The organism is Singulisphaera photorubra (assembly GCF_045290345.1).
Classification (GTDB): domain Bacteria; phylum Planctomycetota; class Planctomycetia; order Isosphaerales; family Isosphaeraceae; genus Singulisphaera.
Genome location: NZ_CP155447.1, coordinates 8008460 through 8031551, shown reverse-complemented (window position 1 = coordinate 8031551; position 23092 = coordinate 8008460). Strand labels below are relative to the sequence as shown.

At 62.8% G+C, this 23092-nt stretch carries 12 protein-coding genes and 4 tRNA genes; 10 read left to right on the top strand and 6 right to left on the bottom strand.

All coding sequences use genetic code 11. The annotated features are described in order from the left end of the window. Nucleotides 1-269: 269 nt before the first annotated feature. The 3 genes from V5E97_RS30230 (at nt 270) to V5E97_RS30220 (ending at nt 5335) form a co-directional block, all read left to right on the top strand. Nucleotides 270-1037, top strand: coding sequence for an ABC transporter ATP-binding protein (locus V5E97_RS30230; RefSeq protein ID WP_406701240.1), 768 nt, complete (start codon nt 270-272; stop codon nt 1035-1037). Continuing rightward, entirely contained in the window at nt 1034-4006 is a 2973-nt protein-coding gene (locus V5E97_RS30225) for an ABC transporter permease (RefSeq protein WP_406695279.1), read from the top strand. The genes V5E97_RS30230 and V5E97_RS30225 overlap by 4 nt, the downstream gene beginning before the upstream one ends. A 153-nt stretch (nt 4007-4159) precedes the next feature. Further along, on the top strand, nt 4160-5335 hold the full coding sequence (locus V5E97_RS30220) for a prenyltransferase/squalene oxidase repeat-containing protein (RefSeq protein WP_406695278.1): 1176 nt from the start codon (nt 4160-4162) through the stop codon (nt 5333-5335). A 1308-nt stretch (nt 5336-6643) separates the two neighbouring features. Here the strand turns inward: V5E97_RS30220 and V5E97_RS30215 are convergent. Next, nucleotides 6644-7615 carry a prenyltransferase/squalene oxidase repeat-containing protein gene (locus V5E97_RS30215; protein WP_406695276.1) on the bottom strand — a complete coding sequence of 324 codons (972 nt, stop codon included), beginning with the start codon at nt 7613-7615 and terminating at the stop codon, nt 6644-6646. Nucleotides 7616-8620: 1005 nt separating this feature from the next. Between V5E97_RS30215 and V5E97_RS30210 the strand changes: the two genes are divergently transcribed. The 7 genes from V5E97_RS30210 (at nt 8621) to V5E97_RS30180 (ending at nt 17660) form a co-directional block, all read left to right on the top strand. Beyond that, nucleotides 8621-13297 (top strand): DUF4394 domain-containing protein, encoded by a 4677-nt coding sequence (locus V5E97_RS30210; protein WP_406695275.1) that lies wholly within the window; start codon nt 8621-8623, stop codon nt 13295-13297. A gap of 236 nt (nt 13298-13533) precedes the next feature. Beyond that, complete coding sequence (locus V5E97_RS30205) at nt 13534-14706, top strand: hypothetical protein (protein WP_406695274.1); 1173 nt, start codon at nt 13534-13536, stop codon at nt 14704-14706. Between the two features lie 494 nt (nt 14707-15200). Beyond that, nucleotides 15201-15274: transfer RNA gene (locus tag V5E97_RS30200), tRNA-Leu, on the top strand. A 46-nt stretch (nt 15275-15320) separates the two neighbouring features. Further along, a tRNA-Leu gene (locus V5E97_RS30195) sits at nt 15321-15402 on the top strand. Nucleotides 15403-15621: 219 nt separating this feature from the next. After that, nucleotides 15622-15705, top strand: a tRNA-Ser gene (locus tag V5E97_RS30190). Between the two features lie 2 nt (nt 15706-15707). Continuing rightward, a tRNA-His gene (locus V5E97_RS30185) sits at nt 15708-15779 on the top strand. 609 nt (nt 15780-16388) lie between these two features. Then, the gene (locus V5E97_RS30180; RefSeq protein ID WP_406695273.1) at nt 16389-17660 is read left to right on the top strand and encodes a pyridoxal phosphate-dependent aminotransferase; all 1272 of its coding nucleotides are present in this window, start codon (nt 16389-16391) and stop codon (nt 17658-17660) included. A gap of 268 nt (nt 17661-17928) precedes the next feature. Here V5E97_RS30180 and V5E97_RS30175 read toward each other — a convergent pair whose 3' ends face one another. The 5 genes from V5E97_RS30175 to V5E97_RS30155 form a co-directional block, all read right to left on the bottom strand. Then, complete coding sequence (locus tag V5E97_RS30175; RefSeq protein WP_406695272.1) at nt 17929-18237, bottom strand: hypothetical protein; 309 nt, start codon at nt 18235-18237, stop codon at nt 17929-17931. A 249-nt stretch (nt 18238-18486) separates the two neighbouring features. Further along, nucleotides 18487-18852 carry a hypothetical protein gene (locus V5E97_RS30170; RefSeq protein WP_406695271.1) on the bottom strand — a complete coding sequence of 122 codons (366 nt, stop codon included), beginning with the start codon at nt 18850-18852 and terminating at the stop codon, nt 18487-18489. 183 nt (nt 18853-19035) lie between these two features. Next, the gene (gene lon, locus V5E97_RS30165; protein ID WP_406695270.1) at nt 19036-21615 is read right to left on the bottom strand and encodes an endopeptidase La; all 2580 of its coding nucleotides are present in this window, start codon (nt 21613-21615) and stop codon (nt 19036-19038) included. Between the two features lie 154 nt (nt 21616-21769). Further along, nucleotides 21770-22102, bottom strand: a complete 333-nt coding sequence (locus V5E97_RS30160; RefSeq protein WP_406695269.1) for a hypothetical protein — start codon at nt 22100-22102, stop codon at nt 21770-21772. Between the two features lie 77 nt (nt 22103-22179). Next, complete coding sequence (locus V5E97_RS30155) at nt 22180-22971, bottom strand: site-2 protease family protein (RefSeq protein WP_406695268.1); 792 nt, start codon at nt 22969-22971, stop codon at nt 22180-22182. Between the last annotated feature and the right edge of the window lie 121 nt (nt 22972-23092).

Genomic DNA, 23092 nt, shown 5'->3' with positions numbered 1-23092 from the left:
CCTCTCGATCCCATGAGTCATTGTCATTGCCTTGATCGGTCTGACAACCTGAAACCACGGAAGCCTGAGTTCCCACTCAATCACGATTCACTCAGTGGTTGGCCCCCAGTGCCGCGGATCAGGCCCAACGCTCTCAAAAACGCGTTGGCTGGTCCTCGAGTTTCCCATCCATAATTAACCAACATCATATAACTTCAACAACAAATTTCGCCAGGACCATCGGGCTCGGCCCGGGAGAAGGAGCACTCGTGAGCGTTGCCACCGAGAGGATGACCTTGCCTTTGACCGTCGAGCATGTGACCAAGCGGTTTCGCCAGGGACCCTCGACGGTTGAAGCCCTGAACGGGGCCTCGCTCACGGTCGAGCCGGGAGAATTCCTCGCCGTGATGGGGGCCAGCGGCTCGGGCAAGAGCACGCTGCTACACGCCATGGCCGGGCTCACCCGCCCCGACGAAGGGCGGGTGATCGTTCAGGGGCAGGACCTCTCGGCCCTGTCCGATCGCAGGCTGACCCTCTTTCGACGCCGCCGCATCGGCCTGATCTTCCAGGCCTTCAACCTCATCCCAGCGCTCACGGCCGAGGAGAACATCACCCTGCCGGTCGTCTCCGACGGCCGCGACGAGTCCGAGGTCCGCGATCGGCTGGAGGTCTTGCTCGCTCGCCTCGGGATTGCCGGCCGACGCAACCACCGTCCCGATGCCCTCAGCGGCGGCGAACAGCAGCGCGTGGCGATCGCACGCGCCCTGATCACCGAGCCGGCCGTGGTCCTGGCCGACGAGCCGACCGGCAGCCTCGACTCGGTCAGCGGCCAGTCGATCTGCAAGCTGCTGAAGGAGCTCTGTGCCGAGCAGGCACGCACCATTGTGGTGGTCACGCATGAGCCCGCGGTGGCCGCCTGGGCGAGCCGGGTCGCCGTCGTCAAGGATGGCCGGATCCTGACCGAGTTCGAGACCGCCGCATTCCGCGACGCGCACGCCCTGGCGGCCCACTATCAGGACATCGTTAACACCCAGCCGGCCGAGGGGGTGGCGCCTTGAAACTCCTCTTCAAGCTCCTCCTGGCCAACGTCCGGCTGCGGCCCGCGCGGACGGCACTCACGGCCCTGGCCGTGACCGCCTCGTCCTGTCTGGTGGTCTGGGTCGTGAGCGGGTACGACGCCCTGCTGGCACAATCGATCGATGACAACGCAGCCAAGGCCCTCGGCCGTTTCGACCTGGTCATCTCGGGCGGTGCGGGCGGAGGCCCCCGAGCCGCGGAGGGTCGACCCCGACAGGGAAGTCGAGGTGAAGCGGCCTCCGATCGTACCGAGGGCAGGGGGGGCGAAAGCCGGCCGCAACCGGCCCCCACCGCAACGGAGGCCAAGTCCGCTCCGTCCCGAGGTGGGCGCGGCCGAGCCGGCGGGGGTCGAGGACCCGGCGGACCGTCCCTCGGCTTGCCCCGCGGCCTCATCGCCGCCTTGAAGCAGGACGAGCAAGTGGCCGAGGCGAACTTGACGGCTCAGTCGCGGGTCACGACCGCCCGCGCCATCCAGGCCCCGAACGCTCCGGCGCTCTCGAAACTCTTACGTGGGGATCGCCCACCGGTCAACGGCGCTCCCCCTCTCGGACCTCCCCTCATCGGCACCAATGCGGCCGAGCCCCCGTATGAACTTGTCTCCGGCCGCTGGATCGACCCCACCAGCGGCGATCGCCCGGAGGCAGTCCTCAGCGCCGATTACGCCAAGTCGGTGGGCGTCGAGACCGGCGAAGACCTGAAGGTCAACTCCGAAGTCGGCGAGTGGCTCATCAAGCTGGTCGGGATCGTGGAACAACCCTCCTCGGGCGGCGGGGGGCGTCGCGGGGGGGGTGGCGGGGGAGTCCAGGCCGGCCTTTTCGTTTCGTTGCCCCTGGCCGAGACCATCAACGGCTACCCCGCGCGGATCAGTCAGATCAACCTCGTGCTGAAGGATTCGGTCGACCCCGCGGCCTATCGCGAGACCCTGGCCAAAAAGCTGACTGCGCTCAATGTGCCCGCCTCGATCACCGACATCCAGGCGATGAAGGAACGCCTGGCACAAGGACTCTCCCAATCGGGGAGCGAGGCCTTGGCTTACTCAGCCACGGTGATCGCCTTGATGGCCGCCCTCTTCATCATCTTCACCACGCTGAGCATGGGGGTCAGCGAGCGGGCCAGGGAGTTAGCCGTCCTGCGGGCCGTGGGACTGACCCAAAGCCAGGTGGCCGGCCTCGTCTTCATGGAGGGCCTTCTGCTGGCACTGCTGGGCTGGTCAGGCGGCCTTGCGGCCGGCTGGGGCCTTCTGGCCGTGGTCGCGAGAGCCAAGCCCGACCTGTTCACCGGCGGCGCGATCCTCGGTCCTTGGTGCTTGGCACTGACCGCCCTGGCGGCACTCGGTGGAGCACTGGCCGCCTCAATCCTACCCGCCTGGAGGGCCACTCGCGTCACTCCGCTGGACGCCATGGCGCCCCCCCGGCTGGTGTCTCCCTCGCGGTGGGTGACGCGCGCCACACTGGCAGGCCTGGCCTTGCTGACGATCAACCCGCTACTCACCTACGTTCTGCCGATGGCCGACTCGACCCGGACCTGGGCCTATGCTCTGGCCGGCTATCCCGGCATGGTCCTCGGATTTGTCCTGCTCGCGCCCTGGGTGATCGTTACGGTCGAGGAGCTGGCCGGCCCTTGGGTGGCGCGATTGCTCGGGCTCCCGCCTCGGCTGCTCGCATCGATCCTGTCGGCCAACCTCTGGCGAACCCTGGGCACGACGGTCGCGCTGACCGTGGGCCTGGGCCTCTACATCGCGACCCAGACCTGGGGTTACTCGATGCTCGCTCCGTTCACGCCGGGCGAGTGGGTGCCCGAGATGCTCGTCGGATTCGAGCCGTCGGGGCTGCCCGACGATCAGATCGACGCCGTCAAGCATGTGAGAGGTGTGAACTCCGAGCGATGCATGCCGCTCGCCGTCGAGCAACCTCGGCTGGTGAAGGACATGACCGGCGGGGGCGGCTTCGCCATCACCAAGCAGGATAACGTCGTCTTGATCGGCCTGGACCCGCAATTGGCCTTTGGAGGCAACGACCCGATGATCGACGCCTCGTTCACGGCAGGCGACCGTGCGACGGCCACCCAGAAGCTCAAGGCAGGAGGCGCCTGCCTCGTTCCCGACCACTTCCTCGCATCAGCCGGCCTGAAGTTGGGCGATTCGCTGGAGATGATCCCCCCCAACGCTCCCCCCGGCAAAGTGGTCTCGTATCAGGTCGTCGGCGCGGTCTCGCTGCCGGGCTGGCACTGGATGACCAAGATGTCGGGCCTGCGTCGTCAGACGACGCGCACCGGAGCCCTGGTGTTCGCGCCGATCGCCGACGTCCGCCGCGACTTCCGGATCGAGCGCACCAACTTCGTCTGGCTCGACACCGACGGGAGCGTCACTCCCGAAGCGGTGGAGGGGGCCATGCAGACCATCGCCGAGGCCCACGGTGAATCCAGATTCCGGGTCGCGGGCGTTGGTGAAGTGACCAGCCGGCGCCCGTATGCCCGGCTCACGGCGACCGAGACGGTCCGCACGGGAATCCGCGCGAGGGCCGACGGGATGATCTGGGGAATGAGCCAGATCCCTCTGGTCACCCTGTTGATCACGTCGTTGGCGGTGGTCAACACGGTCGTCTCGTCGGTCCGGGCGCGGCGGTGGGACTTCGGCATCTTGCGAGCGCTGGGCACGACTCGGGGGGGCCTGATCCGCCTGATCCTGGCCGAGTCGCTGCTGATCGGCCTCACCGTCTGCGTCCTGGGCCTTGGCTTTGGCCTGATGGCCGGCTGGTGCGGGACGGGCATGGCCCGCTACCTGAGCCCGTTCGGTGGGATGAGCACCCCCTTGGTTCTCCCCTGGCCGCAACTGGCCCTGGGCTTCTCGATCACCCTGGGATTGTGTCTTCTCGCCGCGATCGTTCCCGCGTTCACCACCGGACGGATGGAACCGCTGAAGCTCCTCCAGGCAGGGCGAGGGGGGGCCTGACCCCGAAGCTGACCGGGTTGGACATTCGAGTTCCCAGCCCTTTTGATGGTCTTTTTTTTTGTTCTTGGGACTCGCAATTTAGAATCGTGAACATCCCTATTCACGAGATTGCCCCTTGATCTGCATCCCATTCCAGAAACGAGAGTTTGACTGATGCGAATCACGAGACGCAGCTTGCTTGGTCGAAGCCTGGGAGTTGGCGCAGTCGGTCTGCTTGGTCTGTCCACCCGGCCTCGGTCGGCCCTGGCCTTGCTGATTGACGATCCGGCTGGGCCGGTTGCCAAGGGGGTGGCCTATCTCCGACCCCGCCAGGGCGAGGACGGGAGTTGGTCGGGCAACCGCAAGGAGCCGGGGATCACGGCGCTGGTTGTGACGGCCCTCCTCCGCACCAAGCGGGTCAGCCCCGATGAGCCCGCCATCGTCAAAGCACTGACCTTCCTCGAGCAATACGTCGGTTCCAAGGGCGGGCTCTCCGAGGCGCCCCATTCCGTCTACTCGACCTCGGTCGCCCTGATGGCCTTCCACGAAGCCAACAAGGGGGGACGATATCAGTCGATCATCAAGGGAAGCCAAGAATTCTTGAAGGCTTCTCAATACGACGACGGCGAAAAGAAGGGTCCGGACGACCCGCACTACGGCGGCCTCGGGTACGGCGGCGGCAACAGCCGGCCGGACATGTCAAACACAGCGTTCATGATGGAAGCCCTGCACGACAGTGGGCTGCCGGCCGATGACCCCGCCTTGCAGAAGGCGCTGATCTTTGTATCGCGGTGCCAGAACCTCAAGAGCGAGTTCAACGACCAGCCCTGGGCTGGCAAGGTCAACGACGGCGGGTTCATCTACACATCGGGCCCCACCGCCCCCCGCGCGGGTCGAGCGGGTCCCGGTCGCGAGGACGAAGCCGCCAAGGCGCGAGCCGAAGCCAAGGCCGATGCCAAGGCCCTGGACGGCGGCTTCCGGTCGACCGCGGGCATGACCTACGCCGGTCTCAAGAGCATGGTCTACGCCGGTCTCAAGCCCGACGACACGCGGGTGAAGGCCGCCCTCGGCTACATCGCCAAGAACTACACTCTTGAAGAGAACCCCGGCGGCGGTCAGCGCGGGCTCTATTACTACTACTTGATGTTCGCCCGCGCCATGGCGGCGCTGGGCAAACCGACTTTCACCGACGCCTCCGGAAAAGATCACGACTGGAAGGCCGAACTCGCCGCGGCGCTTGCAAAACGCCAAGACGCGAGCGGCGCCTGGGTCAACAACGACGACCGGTTCATGGAGGGTGACCCGAATATCGTGACCTCCTACGCCTTGATGGCGCTCGCCGCGGGATAAGAGTCTGTCCCAGAAGGTGAATCCCACGGGAGCTTTTGAATGATCTGCTGGGTGCCATGCGGTTCCGTACTCGGAACCCATGCGGGAATGCCTTGGCCTGGCGCGCACGGGTTCCGAGTACGGAACCCGTGGCACCCAAACGGCCTTCAATTTTCGGTTTCCCTGAACTTACGAGACAGACTCTAAGACAGGCTGCGAACGCAGCGGGTCGCTGGCGGGTTCGATCTTGCAATGGAGCCGTATTTGATCTCGCGGAGACCAAAAGGTTCTCCGCGAGATCAATTTCGATTGCAGGATCACCAGTTGTCATCGCTCTGAGCGGAAGTGCCCGCTTATCGACAAATCGAAGGTCGCGCGAACGCAAAGGCAATAGGTCATTCTGATGAACCCAGGTTTTGAACTGGTCACCTACCGTCCGATCGACTGGATTGAGTGGCTTCCAAAAGCCCGCTATCGCGTGGGGGATAACGGTACGGTTTGGAGCATGGCTCGTGGCAAATGGAAACCGCTCAAGGCTCGAACGCCTCAAGGAAAGGGCCCTTGTGTTCGACTCACCGGCCCGGAAAAGAAGAGTCGAGTTGGCATCGCCTACTTGGTCTGCCGCGCGTTTCATGGGCCAAAGCCGATCGGGTGCGAGCCCTTCCGTTTCCCTGACCCAGATCTGAGAAACAATCACGCTTCCAACCTGAAGTGGGCGCCAAAGGGAACCCGCGGCGTCGGAGTTACGCCAAATGACGCCGTCGATACAGCAGGCCGGCGTAATCTCAAGGCGCAAGTTGAGTCGATTCGGCAACTCCAGGAGAGCGACGTCCGGAGGGTGTTTGAGCTCAGGAGAGAAGGGTGGACCATTCAAGAGATCGCCGATAAGTTCACAACGTCGCGGCGCGTGATCAGTAGCGTGACCAAAGGCCGCGTCTATTCGCTTGTCTCGTGCGATCGGTCGATCCCCGATGGTCTGCAGAGTCGAGGTGACCGACACCCTGGGGCAAAACTGACGTCGCTGGACATTCCCGAGATCAGGGAGAAGCGCAGGAGCGGCATGACAATCAGGTCGATCGCTCAAGAGTATGGTGTGAGTTCCAACGCGATCCTTCAAATCATTCGGGGCAGGTCATGGACTCACATTCCCGACCCCATTGAGATCCAATTCGATGCCTGAAACCGTCATCCCGGTTCCCAACGAGCCATCAGGCCCCTGTGACGGCCAGGTCGAGTTCCTGGGGTTGCCAGACCATACTTTTAAAACATTTCCACTACATCATGCTGGCAAATCAAAATCAGCAACACCACATTAAATTACTTTTTGATTCACCATGCAATATTGCCCATAACCGTGGGCCCTCGCCCACGACGACGATTCTGGCCGCTTGAATCGCCGATTTGATTGAGTGTAAGAAGGGCGTAGCTCGTGATCGTCACGGGTCCGCACCAAGCTGGCTTGGCCGACTCCTCGGGGTTGGCCCAGCTCCCATCCGGTCGCTGTCGGGCCGCGAGCCGTTGCGCCAGTTCGCCACGCCAGTTGTGAACGACGCCACATGCGTCACGCAGTTCGTCTTGCCCCAAACTCCTCATCGCCTTGGCGAACTCATAATAGTAGCGATACAACCCGTCGTTGGCGCGGGTCATCCCTGGGTGATGATCCAGCGAGTAATGCGTTTGGAGCCAACGCAAAGCTCCCTGAATCCGAGCATCTTTCGCGGGAATGCCCGCGGCGAGTAAGCTCGTCAGGCCCATGCAGGTCGCGGCGCCACAGGGCCGTCGTGAGGACCGAGCATCGCCCCGCTTCGGGAGCATGGTATCGTACGGCTCGAATGTCAGCCCTCCGACATCCCCATCTCCCGCTTCAGGCCGAAGATCCGAGCGACCACCAAGCCGCTGGCAGCGAGAGATGAAGACGACCGCCCGTTGGATCAGAGGATCGTCCGCCGGAACCCCCGCCGTTCGCAGCGCCTGGACGGACTGGGACGTATGTGGCAAGTCCGGAGCCGACTTCTCGTCGCGGCCCGTTCCGCCGTAATACGGATGGGCCCTGGGACACCCGCGCGTGTCATCCCACTGAGACGCCCTGAGGATCGCGACCGACCGTTCCAGAATCCCTTGGGAGCGGTCACCGGCGATCTGCTCGCCGGTCGCCAACGCCATCAACTCCCAGGAGAGGATTCCCAAATCCTGTCTTGGGTCGTCAGCCCTCGTCCCGCTCTGATCGACCCGACTCTGCCTGAGGACCACCTCAGCATCCGCTTGAGTGATCCCCGCACGGACCGGGCGAGACTCAGGCATCGGCTGGGAAGAATTCCGATCTCCACAACCCAGGAACGCCAGACTCGCGTAGAGGGTAAGAAAGGTGGGCCCGTATCGAAGTGGCTGGACCCATTGCAATTTGTCCATTTCTATCACCTAAAGGTGTCAAGCCTTGTGAGCGGTTCGTCAATCGCTGATGCCACGGCAACGCCAACCCGATTCACCTTACGTGGTCCTGCCAATGGCCGCCTTTAGAACGGCCGACCTATCACAGACTTCAAGCCGCAATCAGCCGACAGCGGGACCGGCCTTATGCGAACGGCGTTCCGACGAGACGACTTCAACGCATGTTGCGATCCGAAACCAACTTCCAGCGATACGGAGGAAACACCCCGTTTCAACGGCCGGCCAAATTTCGATCGGAGCGGGACAGTTTCTGACCGAGCTTTCGAGCCCTCGCCTGGGACGAGCTCCGATCGCGCCAACGGTAAGAACAAGATCTCGGCCAAGATCGCGCCGTCACCTGTCTCGGACACTGATTTTGGAAAATTTTACCAAAACCACCTAGATTCGCGCCTCCACGTCCCTGTAGCATGAGTCCTCATGATCGCGCGAAGATCGACCTGAATGGTTTGCGCATGAGTACATCGGGACAAGCCATGCCTTACGTGATGACAATCAGCAGGTACGCTCTCGTTGCGCAACCCTAATCATCACGTATGGCGATTTTCAAAGCATTTCCCCTGAATGTCGAAGGGAGACGCCAAAAGACGGACGCTTTCAGGCCGCCGTTTCCAAAGTTCCAGGCTGGCATGCCTGGAAACTCACGGTTGTCGCTTCGCTTGGAAACGGCACCGAAACCGCCCGGTGGAATGGTTGCGCGAGTCTGCGATTCCTGACGCTCCCTCGGTTTTCAGCCCTCGGCTCACGGTTTCTACGTTGGATTGATTTGGATCATTGTGAAGAGCTCCACGGGAAGCGTGCTGGCGAAGTCGCCACCGTCGTGGACTCAGTCAGATCCTCCATCCTCAATGAAGGTGCAACATGCCCTCCCTGTTGCGCGGTAAGCGAAATGCAGGCCGTGGAATCGGTGCCCGTGATCGGAACTCGGCCCGACGTCGTTGGATTCTCGGAAACCTGGAGGCGTGCGAAGATCGCACCCTGATGGCGACCGCGTTTGGCGTGACCACGGGGGAGGCGCTGATCCGGTTTGATACGGCCACGCCTGGGACGATCGTCAGCTCGATCCCGATCACAGGGCTCCAGTCCGGCGAAACAGTGCTCGGCATTGATTTCCGCCCGGTCAATGGCGGACTCTACGGGCTGGGAAGCACCAGCCGGATCTATGCGATCAACCAGGTCACCGGCCTGGCGACCGCGATCAGCGCCGCTCCGTTCTCCCCGACGCTGGTCGGCACGAATTTCGGCTTCGACTTCAACCCGGTCCCCGACCGCGTCCGGCTGACGAGCAACACAGGTGAAAACCTTCGCCTCAGCGCCGACACCGGCACCGTGGCGGCGACCGACGGCGCCTTGGCCTATGCCGCGGGCGATCCCAACTTCGGTCAGTCCCCCAGTATCGTCGGCTCGGCCTACACGAACAATTTCCCGTTCGCCACGACGACCACACTCTACGGCATCGACTCGAACCTCGACATCCTGGCCATCCAGAACCCGCCCAACAACGGCACGCTGACGACCGTCGGCGCACTTGGCGCCGATGTGGACGCGATCCTCGGCTTCGACATCAGCACGACCGGCGGGACCAACACCGGTTTTGCCGCCCTGGCCGTTGGGGGAGTTTCCGGGCTCTATCAGATCAACCTGACGACCGGCAGCGCCTCGCTCATCGGTGCGATTGGCGGTGGCGCCACGGTTCGCGGACTGGCGATCGCGCCTCAGGGTTTCACGGCCACGATCGTGGGCAACACGGCCACATTCACGGGATCCGCCGCCGGCGAGACGATCACGTTCGATCAATCCGGCGGCCTCCTCCGGCACAACCGCTTCAGCTTGGGCGATAGCGGATTCAACAGCGACTTCGACTTCGATTCGACCACTCCCGGCGACCAGACGCTGAGCGCAGCGGCCTCGAACGTGACCGTGATCGTCAACGCAGGCGCAGGCGACGACAAGTTCAATGTGGGCACGGCCGCCAGCCCGGCCAGTCTGCTGGCCGCCACGTTCATCCTGAACGGCGAAGGGGGCAATAACCAGGCAACCGTCGACGACACCCTCGACGCCACCGGGCGCACGGTCGTCATCACGCCGAATAGCCTGGCGGGATTCGGCGGCGCGGTGAATTTCAGCGACCTGGAGAGCCTCATCATCAACGCCGGCAACGGCGATGACCAAGTCCATATTCTCGGGACCTTGATTGCTACCAGCGTGAACGCTGGCGGCGGCAACGATCGGATCAACTTCGCCGTCAACGCCACGCTCTCGGGGGGCTTCCTCGACGGCGGCTCGGGCACGAACACGCTGGATTACTCGGCCTACACCTCCACCGTCGAAGTGGATCTGTCGCCCGGCGCGACCTCGACTCTTTTCACCGCCCTGCTCAGCGGCCCCCAGGAACCAGGGCCGCTGTCGCCATCACAGGCCAGCGGCTACGGCACATTCGTCTTGAACGCGGCCCAGACGCAGCTTGTCTTTGCGGTCGCCTATCGCGAGCTCGAGGGCACGTCGATCAGCGGAGCGCATTTCCACAACCAGGCCTTCGGCGTCAACGGAGCGATCGTTCGAGGCATCGAAGGGAGCGAGCTGAATGGGTCGGTTGTCCCGGCCGGCTTGTTCGCGGGGACCTGGCGATCCACGGACCCTCAGGCGCTGACACCGGCGTTGGTTGCGGAATTGCTCGCCGGGCGTATCTATGTGAACATTCACACACAACCTAACCAGCCGAGCGGTGAGATCCGAGGTCAACTGTTCTCGCTGGGGAACTTCAATCCAGCCACCGGAACCGCAGGCGTTCGCGGCTTTGACAATGTCACGGGCGGATCGGCCGCGGACACGCTGAGTGGCAACAGCAACGTCAACATCCTCCGTGGTGGAGCAGGAGCCGACACGATCGTCGGCGGCCAGGGGAACGACCAGCTCTTCGGCGACGGCGATAATGATCTGATCATCTGGAACAATGGCGATGGCAGCGACCTCATGGAGGGGGGGGCCGGCGTCGACACCGTGCGTGTGAACGGCTCGCCCACCGGAGGCGACCAGTTCCTTCTCCAGGTCAATCCCAACGACAACACCCGGCTCCGCTTCGACCGCACCAACCTCGGGCTGTTCAACCTCAACATTGGCACCACCGAGGATCTTCAATTCAACACGCTTGGTGGCGATGACACGACAACCATCGAGTTTGCGGGCGGCAACCCGATCCCGGTCAATGGGGTCCAATTCGATGGCGGCCTGGGGAGCGATAAACTGGTGCTCCAGCGGTCGGCCGGTACGTTCACCGCGACCAACGAGAGCTACACCGCCCTGACCACGACCACCGGCCTGATCAATATCGACGGCACGACGATCAACTTCGCCGGCCTGGAACCGATCGATGATACGCTCCCGGCCGCCACATTCACGTTCAATGCCCCAGCCGGCCAGCAGTCGATCAACGTCATCAACGGACCGACGGTCAGCGGGGTCCCGACGATGCAGATCAGCAGCGCAGTGCTCCCCCCTGCCTTCGAGCTGATCAATTTCGCCAACAAAACCAACGCATTCATCAATACGTTGCTCGGCAACGATACGGTCGTTCTGAACAATACGATCGCCCCCCCGGGAATGACCGGCCTGACGATCAATACCGACGGTGGAGCCGACCAGGTCACTCTTGTCGTGACCCCTCCCGGAGTCACGACCGTCGTCAACACGGGGTCGGAAGACGACATCGTGAGCCTGACGGCCTCCAGCATCGGCGCAGGGGGCAACGCCTTCCTGGACGGCGGCGCTGGGACCGACACGATCAGGTTCGACGCCCAGAATCAACCGTACACCGTGACCCCGACCAGCCTGACCTTCAACGGCCAGGTCGTGAACTTCATCAACTTTGAGGCGATCCAGATCACGAACGCCGGGGGAAATCCCGTCGTCCCCGTACTCCCCCCCTTGCCAATCAACGCGATTGAGGGATCGCAGGTCGTTGATGTGATCGTCGCCCGGTTCACTGACGCCGACTTTGGAGCCAAGGCGTCCGACTACGTCGCCACGATCGCCTGGGGAGACGGCATACTCTCCTCGGGGATCGTGACCCAGGACGCGAGCAATCCGACCCTCTTCTATGTCATGGGGACTCATCTCTACCGCGAGCAAGGAAGCCTGTTCGTCACCACGACGATTGCCGACCTGGGCACCACCACCACCACGACCGTCGGCGGCGTGACGATCACAACCACGTCCTCGGAACCACCGGTCACCACGACCTCGCCGGTCACGGTGGCCGATGCGCCGATCACGGCGACAGGCGCCACCATTTCAGGGCAAGCGGGGACCGCGGGGGGCTCACTCGTGGCCACCTTCACCACGACGGACCCCGACGCCACCACGGGCGACTTCCTGACCTTGATCGACTGGGGGGACGGGACCGTGCCCTCGGTCGGAACGGTTTCCGTCGTCGGTGCCTTGCCCAACGGTCTGACCTTCCGGGTGTTGGGGACGCATACGTATGCCCAGCCGGGCGTGTTCGCCGTCACAACGACGATCACGAGCATCGGCGGGAGTGCGGCCGTCGCGAACGGGACGGCCGTCATCACCGATGCCGGGAATCAATCGGTCGCTCTGGCGGGACAACTCCAGCAGGCGAGCGACACCGGGATTTCCAATACCGACGGAATCACCAAGGACAACACGCCCACGTTCGTCGGCACCGCCCAACCGGGCTCGGTCGTCCGGATCTACATCGGCAACGATCCGGCCACGCGTCGTTTGATCGCGTCGGCCGTCACCGACGCCGCCGGATCGTGGGTCGCGACCGTGCTCCAACCCCTGGCGGATGGCACCTACGCGAACATCACAGGCGAAGCCACGAGCCGCACAGGAACGACCTCGGGGGCACTCATCCTGAATCCGCTGGTCATCGACACAGTCGGGCCCAAGGTGACCGACCTCATCCTCGACCGCCTTAGCGGACGCATCGGGGTCGCCTTCCAGGACGACCGGAGCGGCCTCGACCAGATCGGCCTGATCGATGGTGCCAACTATCGCTTCGCCGGCGTGGTCCTCGTCGGGGCCCGCCGCAACACGCCGATTCTCATCACGAGCGCCACGACCACCGCATCGACCGACCCCACGGCCGCTCAGTCGGTCACCCTGACGCTCAACCGGGGTCGCCAGATCCGCGGCGGCAAGTTCACCTTCACGATCCTCTCCGGAGGAATCCAGGACGTCGCCGGCAACGGACTCGACGGCGATTTCTACGGAATCTTCCCTTCGGGCAATAACCAGCCCGGCGGAGACTTCGTGGCTCGGGTCGACTCGATACACCGAGTCGTCTCGCCCCCCATCCCCATCCAGAACGGCTTTGCATCCCCGCTCACCCCGCCGGGCCGACGCGGCCAGCGGTTCGTCCTCGGAGCGGGAACCAACCGGTTCCAGTCGGGGAACGCCGTCAAGAAGCTCGGACAGGCCCATCCCGCCGGCCCGAATCGAGCGCTCAAAGCCGCGGGGCAACCGGCATCACCGCTTTCCATCCGGTCCTCAGGCCGGACATTTCCACGCAACTGAATAACCTGACGCCGTCAGACTCTTCGAAAACCTCGCCCGCCACCAACCTCGGCGGGCGAGGTTTTCTCTGCGCATCCGACAAGGCCGAATCCTAAAAAAAGGCGATCCACGGTCCCTGGTTGCAGCCTTGATGGATCCGGGTGGAAAACCCGGTATCGTGGTGCCAGTCTCCTTATTATCCGCCGGAGGCGATTCTCAACACCCAATCAATCCCAGCGATTGAGGTTCGGCCGAGCATGAGCGAATATCAGTACTACGAGTTCCGCGCGATCGACCAGCCACTCAATGAAGAAGAGATGGACAAACTGCGTGCCATCTCCTCGCGAGCGGAAATCACGGCGACAAGCTTCACGAACACGTACAACTACGGTGACTTCCGGGGAGATCCCGAAGCCCTGGTAGAGCGCTACTTCGATGCCTTCGTCCACGTGACCAATTGGGGCACTCACCAGTTGATGTTTCGCCTCCCCAAGGGCTTCCTCGACGTCAAGGTCGCCGCACTGTACGGCAGCGAGGATACTCTCTCGCTCAAAGCCAAAAGCGACCATGTCATTCTCGATTTCACTTTCGATGATGAATCGAACGACGAATGGACCGAGGGTGAGTCCTGGATGGGCTCATTGATCACGCTCCGGGCCGACCTGATGCGCGGCGACCTCCGGGCACTCTACCTGGGATGGCTCGCTTCGCTCCAATTTCGGGACCTCGACGAGGATCCCGAAGCCGAGGCGCAGCTCGAGCCTCCCGTCCCGCCCGGCCTGGCGAAGCTCTCGGGGCCGCTCAAGGAGCTGGCCAGCTTCCTCTGGCTCGATGACGAGTTGATCGAGGCCGCCGCAAGCGGCAGCGTTGGCGAGCCCCCCGCCGCGCCGTCACTCGACGTGATGCGAGGATGGGTGAAGCAACTTCCCGTAGCCGACAAGGATGCCTATCTCCTCCGCTTCCTCACCGAGGAGGGAGACCTGATCCTCCGCGCGGAGTTGGCGAGGCGGTTCCGCGACGCGACCAGGCCAACCGGGACACCACCCGCCGCGGATGCAGAGCGTCGGACAGTCAGACAACTCCTCGCGGCCCGCGACGAGCTCGTCGAAGCAAATCGCCTGAATGCGGCCGAGAAGGCAACCCGAGAGCGAGCCCGCAAGGAACGCGAGCAGGCCGAAGCCCGAACGAAACACCTCGACGATCTGGCCGGCCGCGAGTCGGCCGCCTGGCGTGAAGTCGACGAGCGAATCGCGGCGGGGCAAGCCAAGGAATACGACCAGGCCGTCACCCTCCTCGCCGATCTTCGTGAACTGGCCGCGCGAACGGGACGCACCGCCGAGGTCGACGCGAAAATCCAGGCCCTCCGCCAGCTCCACAGGAAGAAACCCAGCCTCATCAAACGTTTCGACACCCATAAATTGGGAACATGAGGCCGAAACTTCTCTCGATTCGCGCGGACCGAGCGGATCACGAAAAAGAGCGGGTTCCCCATCCGCTCTTCAATTCCAGAACCCACCTTTCTCAATCTTCCAATCCATTTACGCAAACAGCCTCCGGTATCGAGCTGCGAGGCCAAGGTTCCCGGCCCCTGGATGCCACCCTCCCAGGCTTCTTGAGATTCGCGCGAACATCAGGGCAGGGGAGTGCGTCTGAAGGGTGTGAAGTCAGAAACGGCAACCCAAAACCAACGAGAAAACAGATGGTGAGTCCCCTCCGAAACAGCGTTCTGACTGAGACCTGTTGAACGGCATGGTGACGCCGCGTCTCCATGCCCGGCGAAGAACCGGGCTTTTTTGTGCGCCAGGCTCATCTCCCATGGACGGAACCAGAAGCATGATTCCCCCCTCTCAGGGGAATCGTACACACGATCCAAAATCTCATTTTCACGTTTGGTCACTTTAATAATTCGACTTTGATGATTGATGGCTCGGTAGGCAATCGGCAGACCACTCTCGTTTAGACCGAGAGATGCTGAGGGTTCGAATCCCTCCTGAGCCACTGGCAGGCAACGAGAATCGAACCGCTTCGTTGCCCAGCCTTTCGCCCGGGTGGCGGAATGGCAGACGCGCGAGTCTGAGAGGCTCGTGCCCTGAACGGGCGTGGGAGTTCGAATCTCCCCTCGGCCACTGCAATCAAATCAGTCTATTATGTAACGATTTACGCGAATATCGGCGGCCACCGGGACGCCCTCGCTCGCGAACGTTCTCCCTCCCAGGCGTGGCAGGCGCCCGGACAGCTCCCATAAGGCTGGCCACCCGGATCGATACCGGGGCCTGGGACTTGCGAGCGGGCCGGGGCTCGATTGCCCTTCCCTGGCTCGGAAATGCGAGCGCAATCAGCTTTGGGGAAGGGCTACCCGATTGGCGACAGGCCCCGCTTGGAGAGCGGGCGAGCGATGAGCCTTGCGGGTTCGACTCCCGCCCCTTCCGCTGTGCCCGTGGTGTAATCGGAAGCATGCCCGCTTGTGAGGCGGACGGTGCCGGTTCGAGCCCGGTCGGGCACATCGGTGATCGCCAGACAGGACTTCGTCGATGCGTAAGCGGCTTGGCCGGCCGAGGTCGGTCGGTGCGCGGTCGGGAATACACTTGCGTGAACGCATTGCCCCAGCGGGAAAACGATCAAACGGCCGGTTCGTCGGACAAAAAACTGCACATCTGCACAGACAAATCCCCTTCCAGCCGGTTTCCGCCAGTCTGCGAGCTATTCAGTCGTCCTCGACTGGGGCGGTTCCCGGGATCTCGGGGCAGCTCTTGCCGGTTGGCTGGCGACATTTTGCAGAGTTCGGGATCCACTTTTTCGAGGTTGTTCGCGTGGCGGATCAGGCTCATTTTCAAGCGGGATTCATGGTCGGTTAATGTAGACGATGTGACCCTTTGCTTAACAATCCGTGGGTGCAGGCTCTTGCAACGGAGCTCTGGGCGGTTATATTCGACCGTTCTTCTGAGGAATCTCAGGTTCCGAACCGATCGAGAAATCCTTCGCATTCGGCACGAACAAGCGATTCCACGGAAGAACTCGGCCGGCGCCGGCAACCTCGGGTCCGCTGTCAACAGGCCGTCGTATAAGTATGGGGACCCTCTTTTATTCCTAAGTTCCTCATCGATCGAACCGCATGGTAGACCACCGAGCGAAGAACCCCATCCAACACGGCGGAAATCAGGCGAATATCCGGGCGCGGCTCAAGCTGGGGAACCGGCCGCTTCTGGACTTTTCCGCCCCATTGAACGCCCTGGGGCCGCCCCCAGTGGCCGTCGCCGCCGTTCGAGCGGCCACCGAGACCATTGATCGCTATCCGGAGCCGAACTCACCCCGGCTCGTGGAGCGACTGGCCGAATTTCATGGAGTGCCGACCGACCAAATTATCGTCGGTGCAGGCACGACTGAGCTGATCAATCTGATTGGTCAGATGGCGCGCGAAACCGCCGGCCGCCGCAGGCGGAGTTTCGGCGTTCCCAAACCCCCGGCTGCCCACCTGGTTGAGCCGAGTTACGGTGAATATCGCCGGACCTCGGCCCAGAATGGGATGCGCACCAAGATCTGGGACGAGCACGTGCTCGGGTGGGCCCAGGAAACGTTCCCGGAAGGGAAGCGAGGAGTCTTCTGGACCGGCCACCCGAACAATCCGTCCGGCCGCGCCTGGGACCGCACTCGCCTGCTCAACCTGGTCGATCGCTCGCCGTCTCTGATGACGGTCGTCGATGAGGCCTACCTGCCGTTTCTGCCCGACGAGGCGAAGCGGACCCTGATCGGTGCGACAAGCACCCGCAATAACCTCATCGTGTTGCGGTCGATGACCAAGATCTACGCCTTCCCCGGGCTGAGAATTGGTTATGCCGTGGCTTCGCCCGACATCGTGGCGATGCTCCGACGGAGCCAGCAGCCCTGGACCGTGACAACGGCCGCCGAGGTCGCGGCGATCGCAGCCGTGGACGACAGCGATTACCTGCGTCGGACCGTGGAACTGATCCGGACCGAGTCAGCACGGCTCACCGACCGACTCTGGGATCTTCCCGGCGTCCGGCCGCTCTGGCCGGGCCGGCAACGCCCGTCGTTCGCGCCGCCGATGCCGAATTTCGTCGTCTGCAGCCTGGTCGACACCCCCTGGACCTCACCTCAGCTCCAGGATGCCTTGGCCCGTCGCGGTATCTTCGCGCGGGAATGTTCCAACTATCGTGGGCTCGAGATCGGCTCGGTCGTGACCGGGCCAGGACAGGAGCATCACACCCGAGGCCATCTCAGGTTCTGCGTGAGGAACCCCGCCGAGAACGACATCCTGGTCGAAACCCTCGCCGACGTCATGGCGTCGGAGTCGGTGCTCCTGCGCTCCCGCGAAGAAATTCCGGTCTTGAGCGGGTTTCGTCGCTGGCGACTTCGCGCCCGATAAGCGCGGCCCAACCTTGAGCCTTGAAACCATCGAACGGCCGGGCAGAGCGGGAGATCCTCCCGATTCTGTCCGGCCGTTTCCCTTTTGATTCTCGGACCGCCGGGCAATCTGAAGGGGTGATCCTCCCCTTGATCCTGCCTGACGGTCACCTCATGAGCGCTGACCAGCCGGGCAGGGGGGGCTTCCTTGATTCTGCCCGACCGTGCCTTCTGCTTGCAGAAGCAAGAAGGCGGAACTTCCTTGATACTGACTGGTCGCATCCTCCTGATCAGAGCAGCAACGGTTTAGGACCTTCCGAAGAGCGGGGACTCTCTTCCGGCCAAGGCGTTTCCCGGCTCACGCCAGAAGCATCCCGATCTTCAATCGCCGATAGGACCAACGTCCGATCTTCCCGCTGGGGAACACGCATCAGGCCGAGGATATCGAGGTCCCAGTACGGGTTCCTCCGCGGCCGGTCGAACGACACGAGACCCATTCGTTCGAGGGAGCGCTGGCCGTTGATCCGGTCCCGCTCCTGAGACACGATGGAATTCGAGAACCCTTCACGATCACTTCGATCTGACTTCTGATGATTCATCGCTTCCGCTCCCGATGACCGGACACCCAGGGATTTGCCAACGGATTGCGCGGACCAGATGCGCTGAGCAGACCGGACGCACGCTCGCCAAGGCGAGACTTACGCGTCGCGCAACGGTCGGGCTTGATCGCAGCACCGTTCGGTGCGCGGTCCGACGACTTCAAAAAAAGGGGTTGTGACTTGCGAGGAGCGACCGCTCGGGGACGCCCCTAGTAAAAAGAGGAGGAGGGGAGGATCAAAGGGTCTGGCTCAGCACATGAACCGGCAGAGTCGAACCGAGAGGGGGACCTCGATCCCCCATGGTGTCGGTAGAAGGTGGGATGTCCCCTTCGAGCCCAGCCACGAAGCGCGGGCATAGACGGGCGGAAGAACACGACGCGATCGCTGATCACGACGCGAAGCGAGTTGGATCAAAAACCAGTTCGAATCCTTCAGGTCATCGGGCGTTTCATCGCGTTCGCCTTCACTATCGGTTGCGTCGAGTTCCTCACACGCCGGCGCAAAGAAGCCGGCCGCCGCGAGGATCGGGACGGGAACGACCTCGAGCCCTGACCCGAGGGCCGCGAGTGCGATCAACAGGGACCAGAGGCCTGACCTGTGACGACAAAGTCTCACGCTCAACTCAACCCCTGCAATGGCGACTCGCTCATCGAGAGTTCAAGACGTGATCGATCAACGCCGACCTGCTCATGATATCGGCAGGACAACCTTGGATGTCAAGTGAACGAAGGGATCTCGTCACGGACGAGATCCCTCGCATGAGATCGGAAACAATTCCCCCCCAATCCACGGTTCGGATCAGGCCGACCGTGGCCGGCGGGCCGGCTTGTCCACCTGATCCGCTTTTCGGTCGCGTGCCGTCGGAAGGGCACGCGAGGACCCGGCACTCTTTCCGGGGGACGAGGTTGTTTTCTTGGACCCGCGTTCGCTAGGGAAAAGCCTGGGCACGACGTCGTCAAGGGTATCGACGGAGTGGAAGGTCATGTCCGCCTTGACCTCCGCCGGAAGCTCGATGAGGTCTTTCTCGTTGTGCCGAGGAATCAGGACCGAGAGAATCCCTGCGCGACGGGCGGCGAGGATCTTCTCGCGGACCCCACCCACGGGCAAGACCCGGCCGGTCAGCGTGACCTCACCGGTCATCGCCAGATTCTGATGGATTGCCTTCTTGCGGACCAGGCTCATCAAGGCCGCGGAAATGGCCACTCCGGCCGACGGGCCATCCTTGGGCACCGCCCCCGCCGGCACGTGAATATGGACGTCGTTCTTGGTGAACCAAGAGGCCTCGATTTCGAGCAACTTGGCGTGGCTCCGCATGTAGCTCATGGCCGCCTGAGCGCTTTCCCGCATCGACTCGCCGAGCAAACCGGTCAGAGTCAACCCGCCCTTACCGGGCATGGCGGTGGCCTCGATAAAGAGGATTTCGCCTCCCGTCGGTGTCCAGGCCAGGCCGGTGGCCACCCCTGGGGTTCCGGTCCGGTCGGCCACCTCGCGGAAGTAGCGAGGGGGTCCGAGCGCTTCGGGAACCTGGGCGGGGGAGACCTTCGTCAGCCCTCGCTTGCCGTCGGCCCGTTTCCGCGCGACCTTCCGGCAGATCGAGGCGATCTCACGCTCGAGATTCCGCAGCCCGGCCTCGCGGGTGTAGTCGGCGATGATCTTGCCGACCGCCTCGTCGGAAAAGACGACGTCACCCGCCGTCAGCCCGTGCGCATCGAGTTGCTTGGGGATGATGTACTTCTGCGCGATCAGCGTTTTCTCCTCCTCGCTATAACCGGGGAGTTGGAGAACTTCCATCCGGTCGAGCAAGGGGGCTGGGATCGTCTCGAGCATGTTGGCCGTGGCGATGAACATCACCTTCGACAGGTCGAAATCGACGTCGAGATAGTGGTCACGAAAGGTGGCATTCTGCTCCGGGTCGAGCACTTCCAGCAGGGCCGCCGAGGGATCACCCCGGAAGTCGGACCCGAGCTTGTCGACCTCGTCGAGCATGAAGACCGGGTTGTTGGTCCCCCCTTTGCGGATCCCTTGCAGGATCCGGCCGGGCATCGCGGCGACATAGGTACGGCGATGCCCTCGGATCTCCGCCTCGTCGTGGACCCCGCCCAGGCTGATCCGGACGAACTCGCGGCCCAGCGCCTTGGCGATGCTCTTGCCCAGCGAAGTCTTCCCGGTGCCGGGAGGCCCGGCGAGGCAAAGGATCGGCCCCTTCATATCCTTCTTGAGCTTGCGGACCGCCAGATACTCGAGGATCCGCTCCTTGACCTTCTCCAGGTCATAATGGTCCGTGTCGAGGACCTTCTTCGCCCGTCGCAGGTCGAGACGGTCGCGACTCGACTTGGACCAGGGGAGCATGGCCATCCAGTCGAGATAAGTCCGCACGATCGAGTATTCCGCCGAGCTCGGATGCATCCCGGCGAGCCGCTCGATCTCCCTCTCGGCCTCGGTCAGGACGTCGTCCGGCGGGTTCGCCGCCTTCAGACGCTTCCAGAGCTCGTCGAGCTCGGGGTTATCCCCTTCGCCCTCGCCCAGTTCTTCCTGGATCGCCTTGATCTGCTGGCGGAGAAAGTGGTCGCGTTGCGCCTTGGTGATCTCCGACCCGACCTGCTCCTGGATCTTGCTCGAGAGTTCGAGCACCGCGAGCTGGCGTGAGAGGAACTGGCCGAGCTTTTCCAGCCGGGCGCGCACGTCGATCTCACTCAGGAGCTTCTGTTTCTCTTCGATCGAAAAGGGAAGGCTGGAACCAAGCAGGTCAGCCAGCCGGCCGGGCTCCCTGGTGTTCATCGCGGCGACTTGCAGCTCTTCAGGAACCTGCTGGCTCTGATCGACCATCCGCTGGAACAAACGATTCACATGATGGACCAGCGCGTCGAGCTCGACCCCTTCGGCCACCACGTCGTCACACGGCTCGATCTGCCCGATGAGGTACGGCTCGAGCTGCTCGACCTTCGTCAGCTTGGCACGGTAGAGCCCCTGGCAGACGATCCGGGTAGAGCCATCGGGGAATTTCAGCATCTTCAAGACGGTTCCGACGCAGATCGTCGGATACAGGTCTTCAATCCCCGGCTCCTCGGTGTCGGGATGGCGCTGGGTGACCAGGCCGATCATCTTATCGCCACCGAGGACCTCATCGATCAGCTTGATCCCACCGGGCCGGTTGACCACCAACGGAACAACCGTCTGGGGAAACACGACGTCGGATCGAAGCGGCAGCAATGGGAGCCGCGCGGGCAGTACCGGCGCCCCTTCAGGACGGTCGGGCAAGACCAGGGCGCGTCCCGTCGCCGCGACATCCTCCGCGACCGATTCGGGGTCGGGCGACGTGGCAGGATTTGAAGGACGATCTGATTTCGACGTGCGAGTGGTTTTCTTCTTGGGTCGCATAAAAATCGACTTAATGGATAGCGAGGGAATCCGACCAAACTCTCGTCTCAAATCCAGGGCAGACCGCGCAGCCGTGGCACTGAATTGTTGACCAACGCACCGTGGAAGGAAAGAGCGCACCCCAACGGCCGACATTCTTTGGTTTAAGTGTTGCTCAGTCAAGACATTGGATCAGGAAGTTCCGGGCCCGCTGTTGTTGCGCGGGGTTCAGGCCCCCCGTATACCGAAGTGTCAGAATCTTCCCCGCCCCCCAGTTCCCTCGAATCGTGAACGGACGATCAGAAGCGAGGTCCTGGGTGCAGAACTCCTTGATCTCAAGTACCTTGCTCCTGGGAACGCGGCCCCGGATATCAATCAATCCGTTCGTCCGAGACCGAATCAGAAATCCGTTCGACCCGGGGCCGACCAGCAACCCCGTGCGATCCAATGCCACAAGTGTCGCGATCAGGGCCACCACGGCGATCCCAACGAGAACCCCTGGAACCATGAACCACCTCAAGACACATTCGCACCCCGAGAGCGGTTATTGATCCCACTCCCCGACGGACTACCCTTGCTTGAGATTCAGCGTTTCCACCAGTCGGCATCATCCTCAATCAGGCCATACTTCGCCGCCTGGTGAAGTGTTTGGAGGACTTGGTAGTTCTGGAACGCAAAATACGCAAACCAGATGCCGGCGCCGGTCTGATTCCACCGAAAGAAGACCAAGGCGAGCACACCCGCCGTGAGGAGCGAGACCACGTGGGCCCACCGCATGCCTTGCCGTGGGCTGAACATCGTCAGGAGGATTTCGGTAATCCGGCCGCCATCAAGGGGCAGGATCGGCAGAAGGTTGAGCAGGCCCCACATCAGGTTGATGGCCGTCAGGACCCAGAAGATCGACCTCACGGTTTCTGGGAGCATGAAGTAGGCCATGCTCAAGTTCCGGCCTGAGCTGAGACCGAGCATCGTTCGGATCAGTTCCAGGTCATCCGAAAAGCTGATCCCGAAGAAGAGCTGGCCTACAAGAAAGACCACGCCCAGGAGCAAAAACCCTGATCCAGGGCCCGCGGCGAGGACAGCCAGGCGTTGCGAGGGGCGTTGCCGGCCCAGATCGCAGGCGCAATACCCCCCCATCCAGAAGAGAACGATCTCGGCCGGCGGATAGCCGTAGAACCGGGACACCAGGCCATGACCGTACTCGTGGACCAGGATCGAGAGAAACGCGCATCCGATGAAGATGAGGACCTTGGGCAGGTGGTTCTCACCCCCACTCAGAACGGCCATGACCAGCCAGAATAAGGGGTGAACGCGAACGGGAATGCCGAGCAGACGAAAGCGCAAGTCGTAAGGCGTCGGCGCGGCCACACCCAGCATTAGGCACCTCAAGCAGGGAAAACAATCGGGTTTCCTGTTCAAAGAGTAGACCCGGATGGCCTCTGGAAACAAGAGCCTTGCCGTCAAAGCGGTTCCGTCGAATGAGATCCAGGCCGGTTGC

Coding starts and splice junctions, on each gene's coding strand:
- V5E97_RS30230 (WP_406701240.1), top strand. CDS start 270: ATGACCTTGCCTTTGACCGTCGAGCATGTGACCAAGCGGTTTCGCCAG.
- V5E97_RS30220 (WP_406695278.1), top strand. CDS start 4,160: ATGCGAATCACGAGACGCAGCTTGCTTGGTCGAAGCCTGGGAGTTGGC.
- V5E97_RS30215 (WP_406695276.1), bottom strand. CDS start 7,615: ATGCCTGAGTCTCGCCCGGTCCGTGCGGGGATCACTCAAGCGGATGCT.
- V5E97_RS30210 (WP_406695275.1), top strand. CDS start 8,621: ATGCCCTCCCTGTTGCGCGGTAAGCGAAATGCAGGCCGTGGAATCGGT.
- V5E97_RS30205 (WP_406695274.1), top strand. CDS start 13,534: ATGAGCGAATATCAGTACTACGAGTTCCGCGCGATCGACCAGCCACTC.
- V5E97_RS30180 (WP_406695273.1), top strand. CDS start 16,389: ATGGTAGACCACCGAGCGAAGAACCCCATCCAACACGGCGGAAATCAG.
- V5E97_RS30175 (WP_406695272.1), bottom strand. CDS start 18,237: ATGAATCATCAGAAGTCAGATCGAAGTGATCGTGAAGGGTTCTCGAAT.
- lon (WP_406695270.1), bottom strand. CDS start 21,615: ATGCGACCCAAGAAGAAAACCACTCGCACGTCGAAATCAGATCGTCCT.
- V5E97_RS30160 (WP_406695269.1), bottom strand. CDS start 22,102: ATGGTTCCAGGGGTTCTCGTTGGGATCGCCGTGGTGGCCCTGATCGCG.
- V5E97_RS30155 (WP_406695268.1), bottom strand. CDS start 22,971: ATGCTGGGTGTGGCCGCGCCGACGCCTTACGACTTGCGCTTTCGTCTG.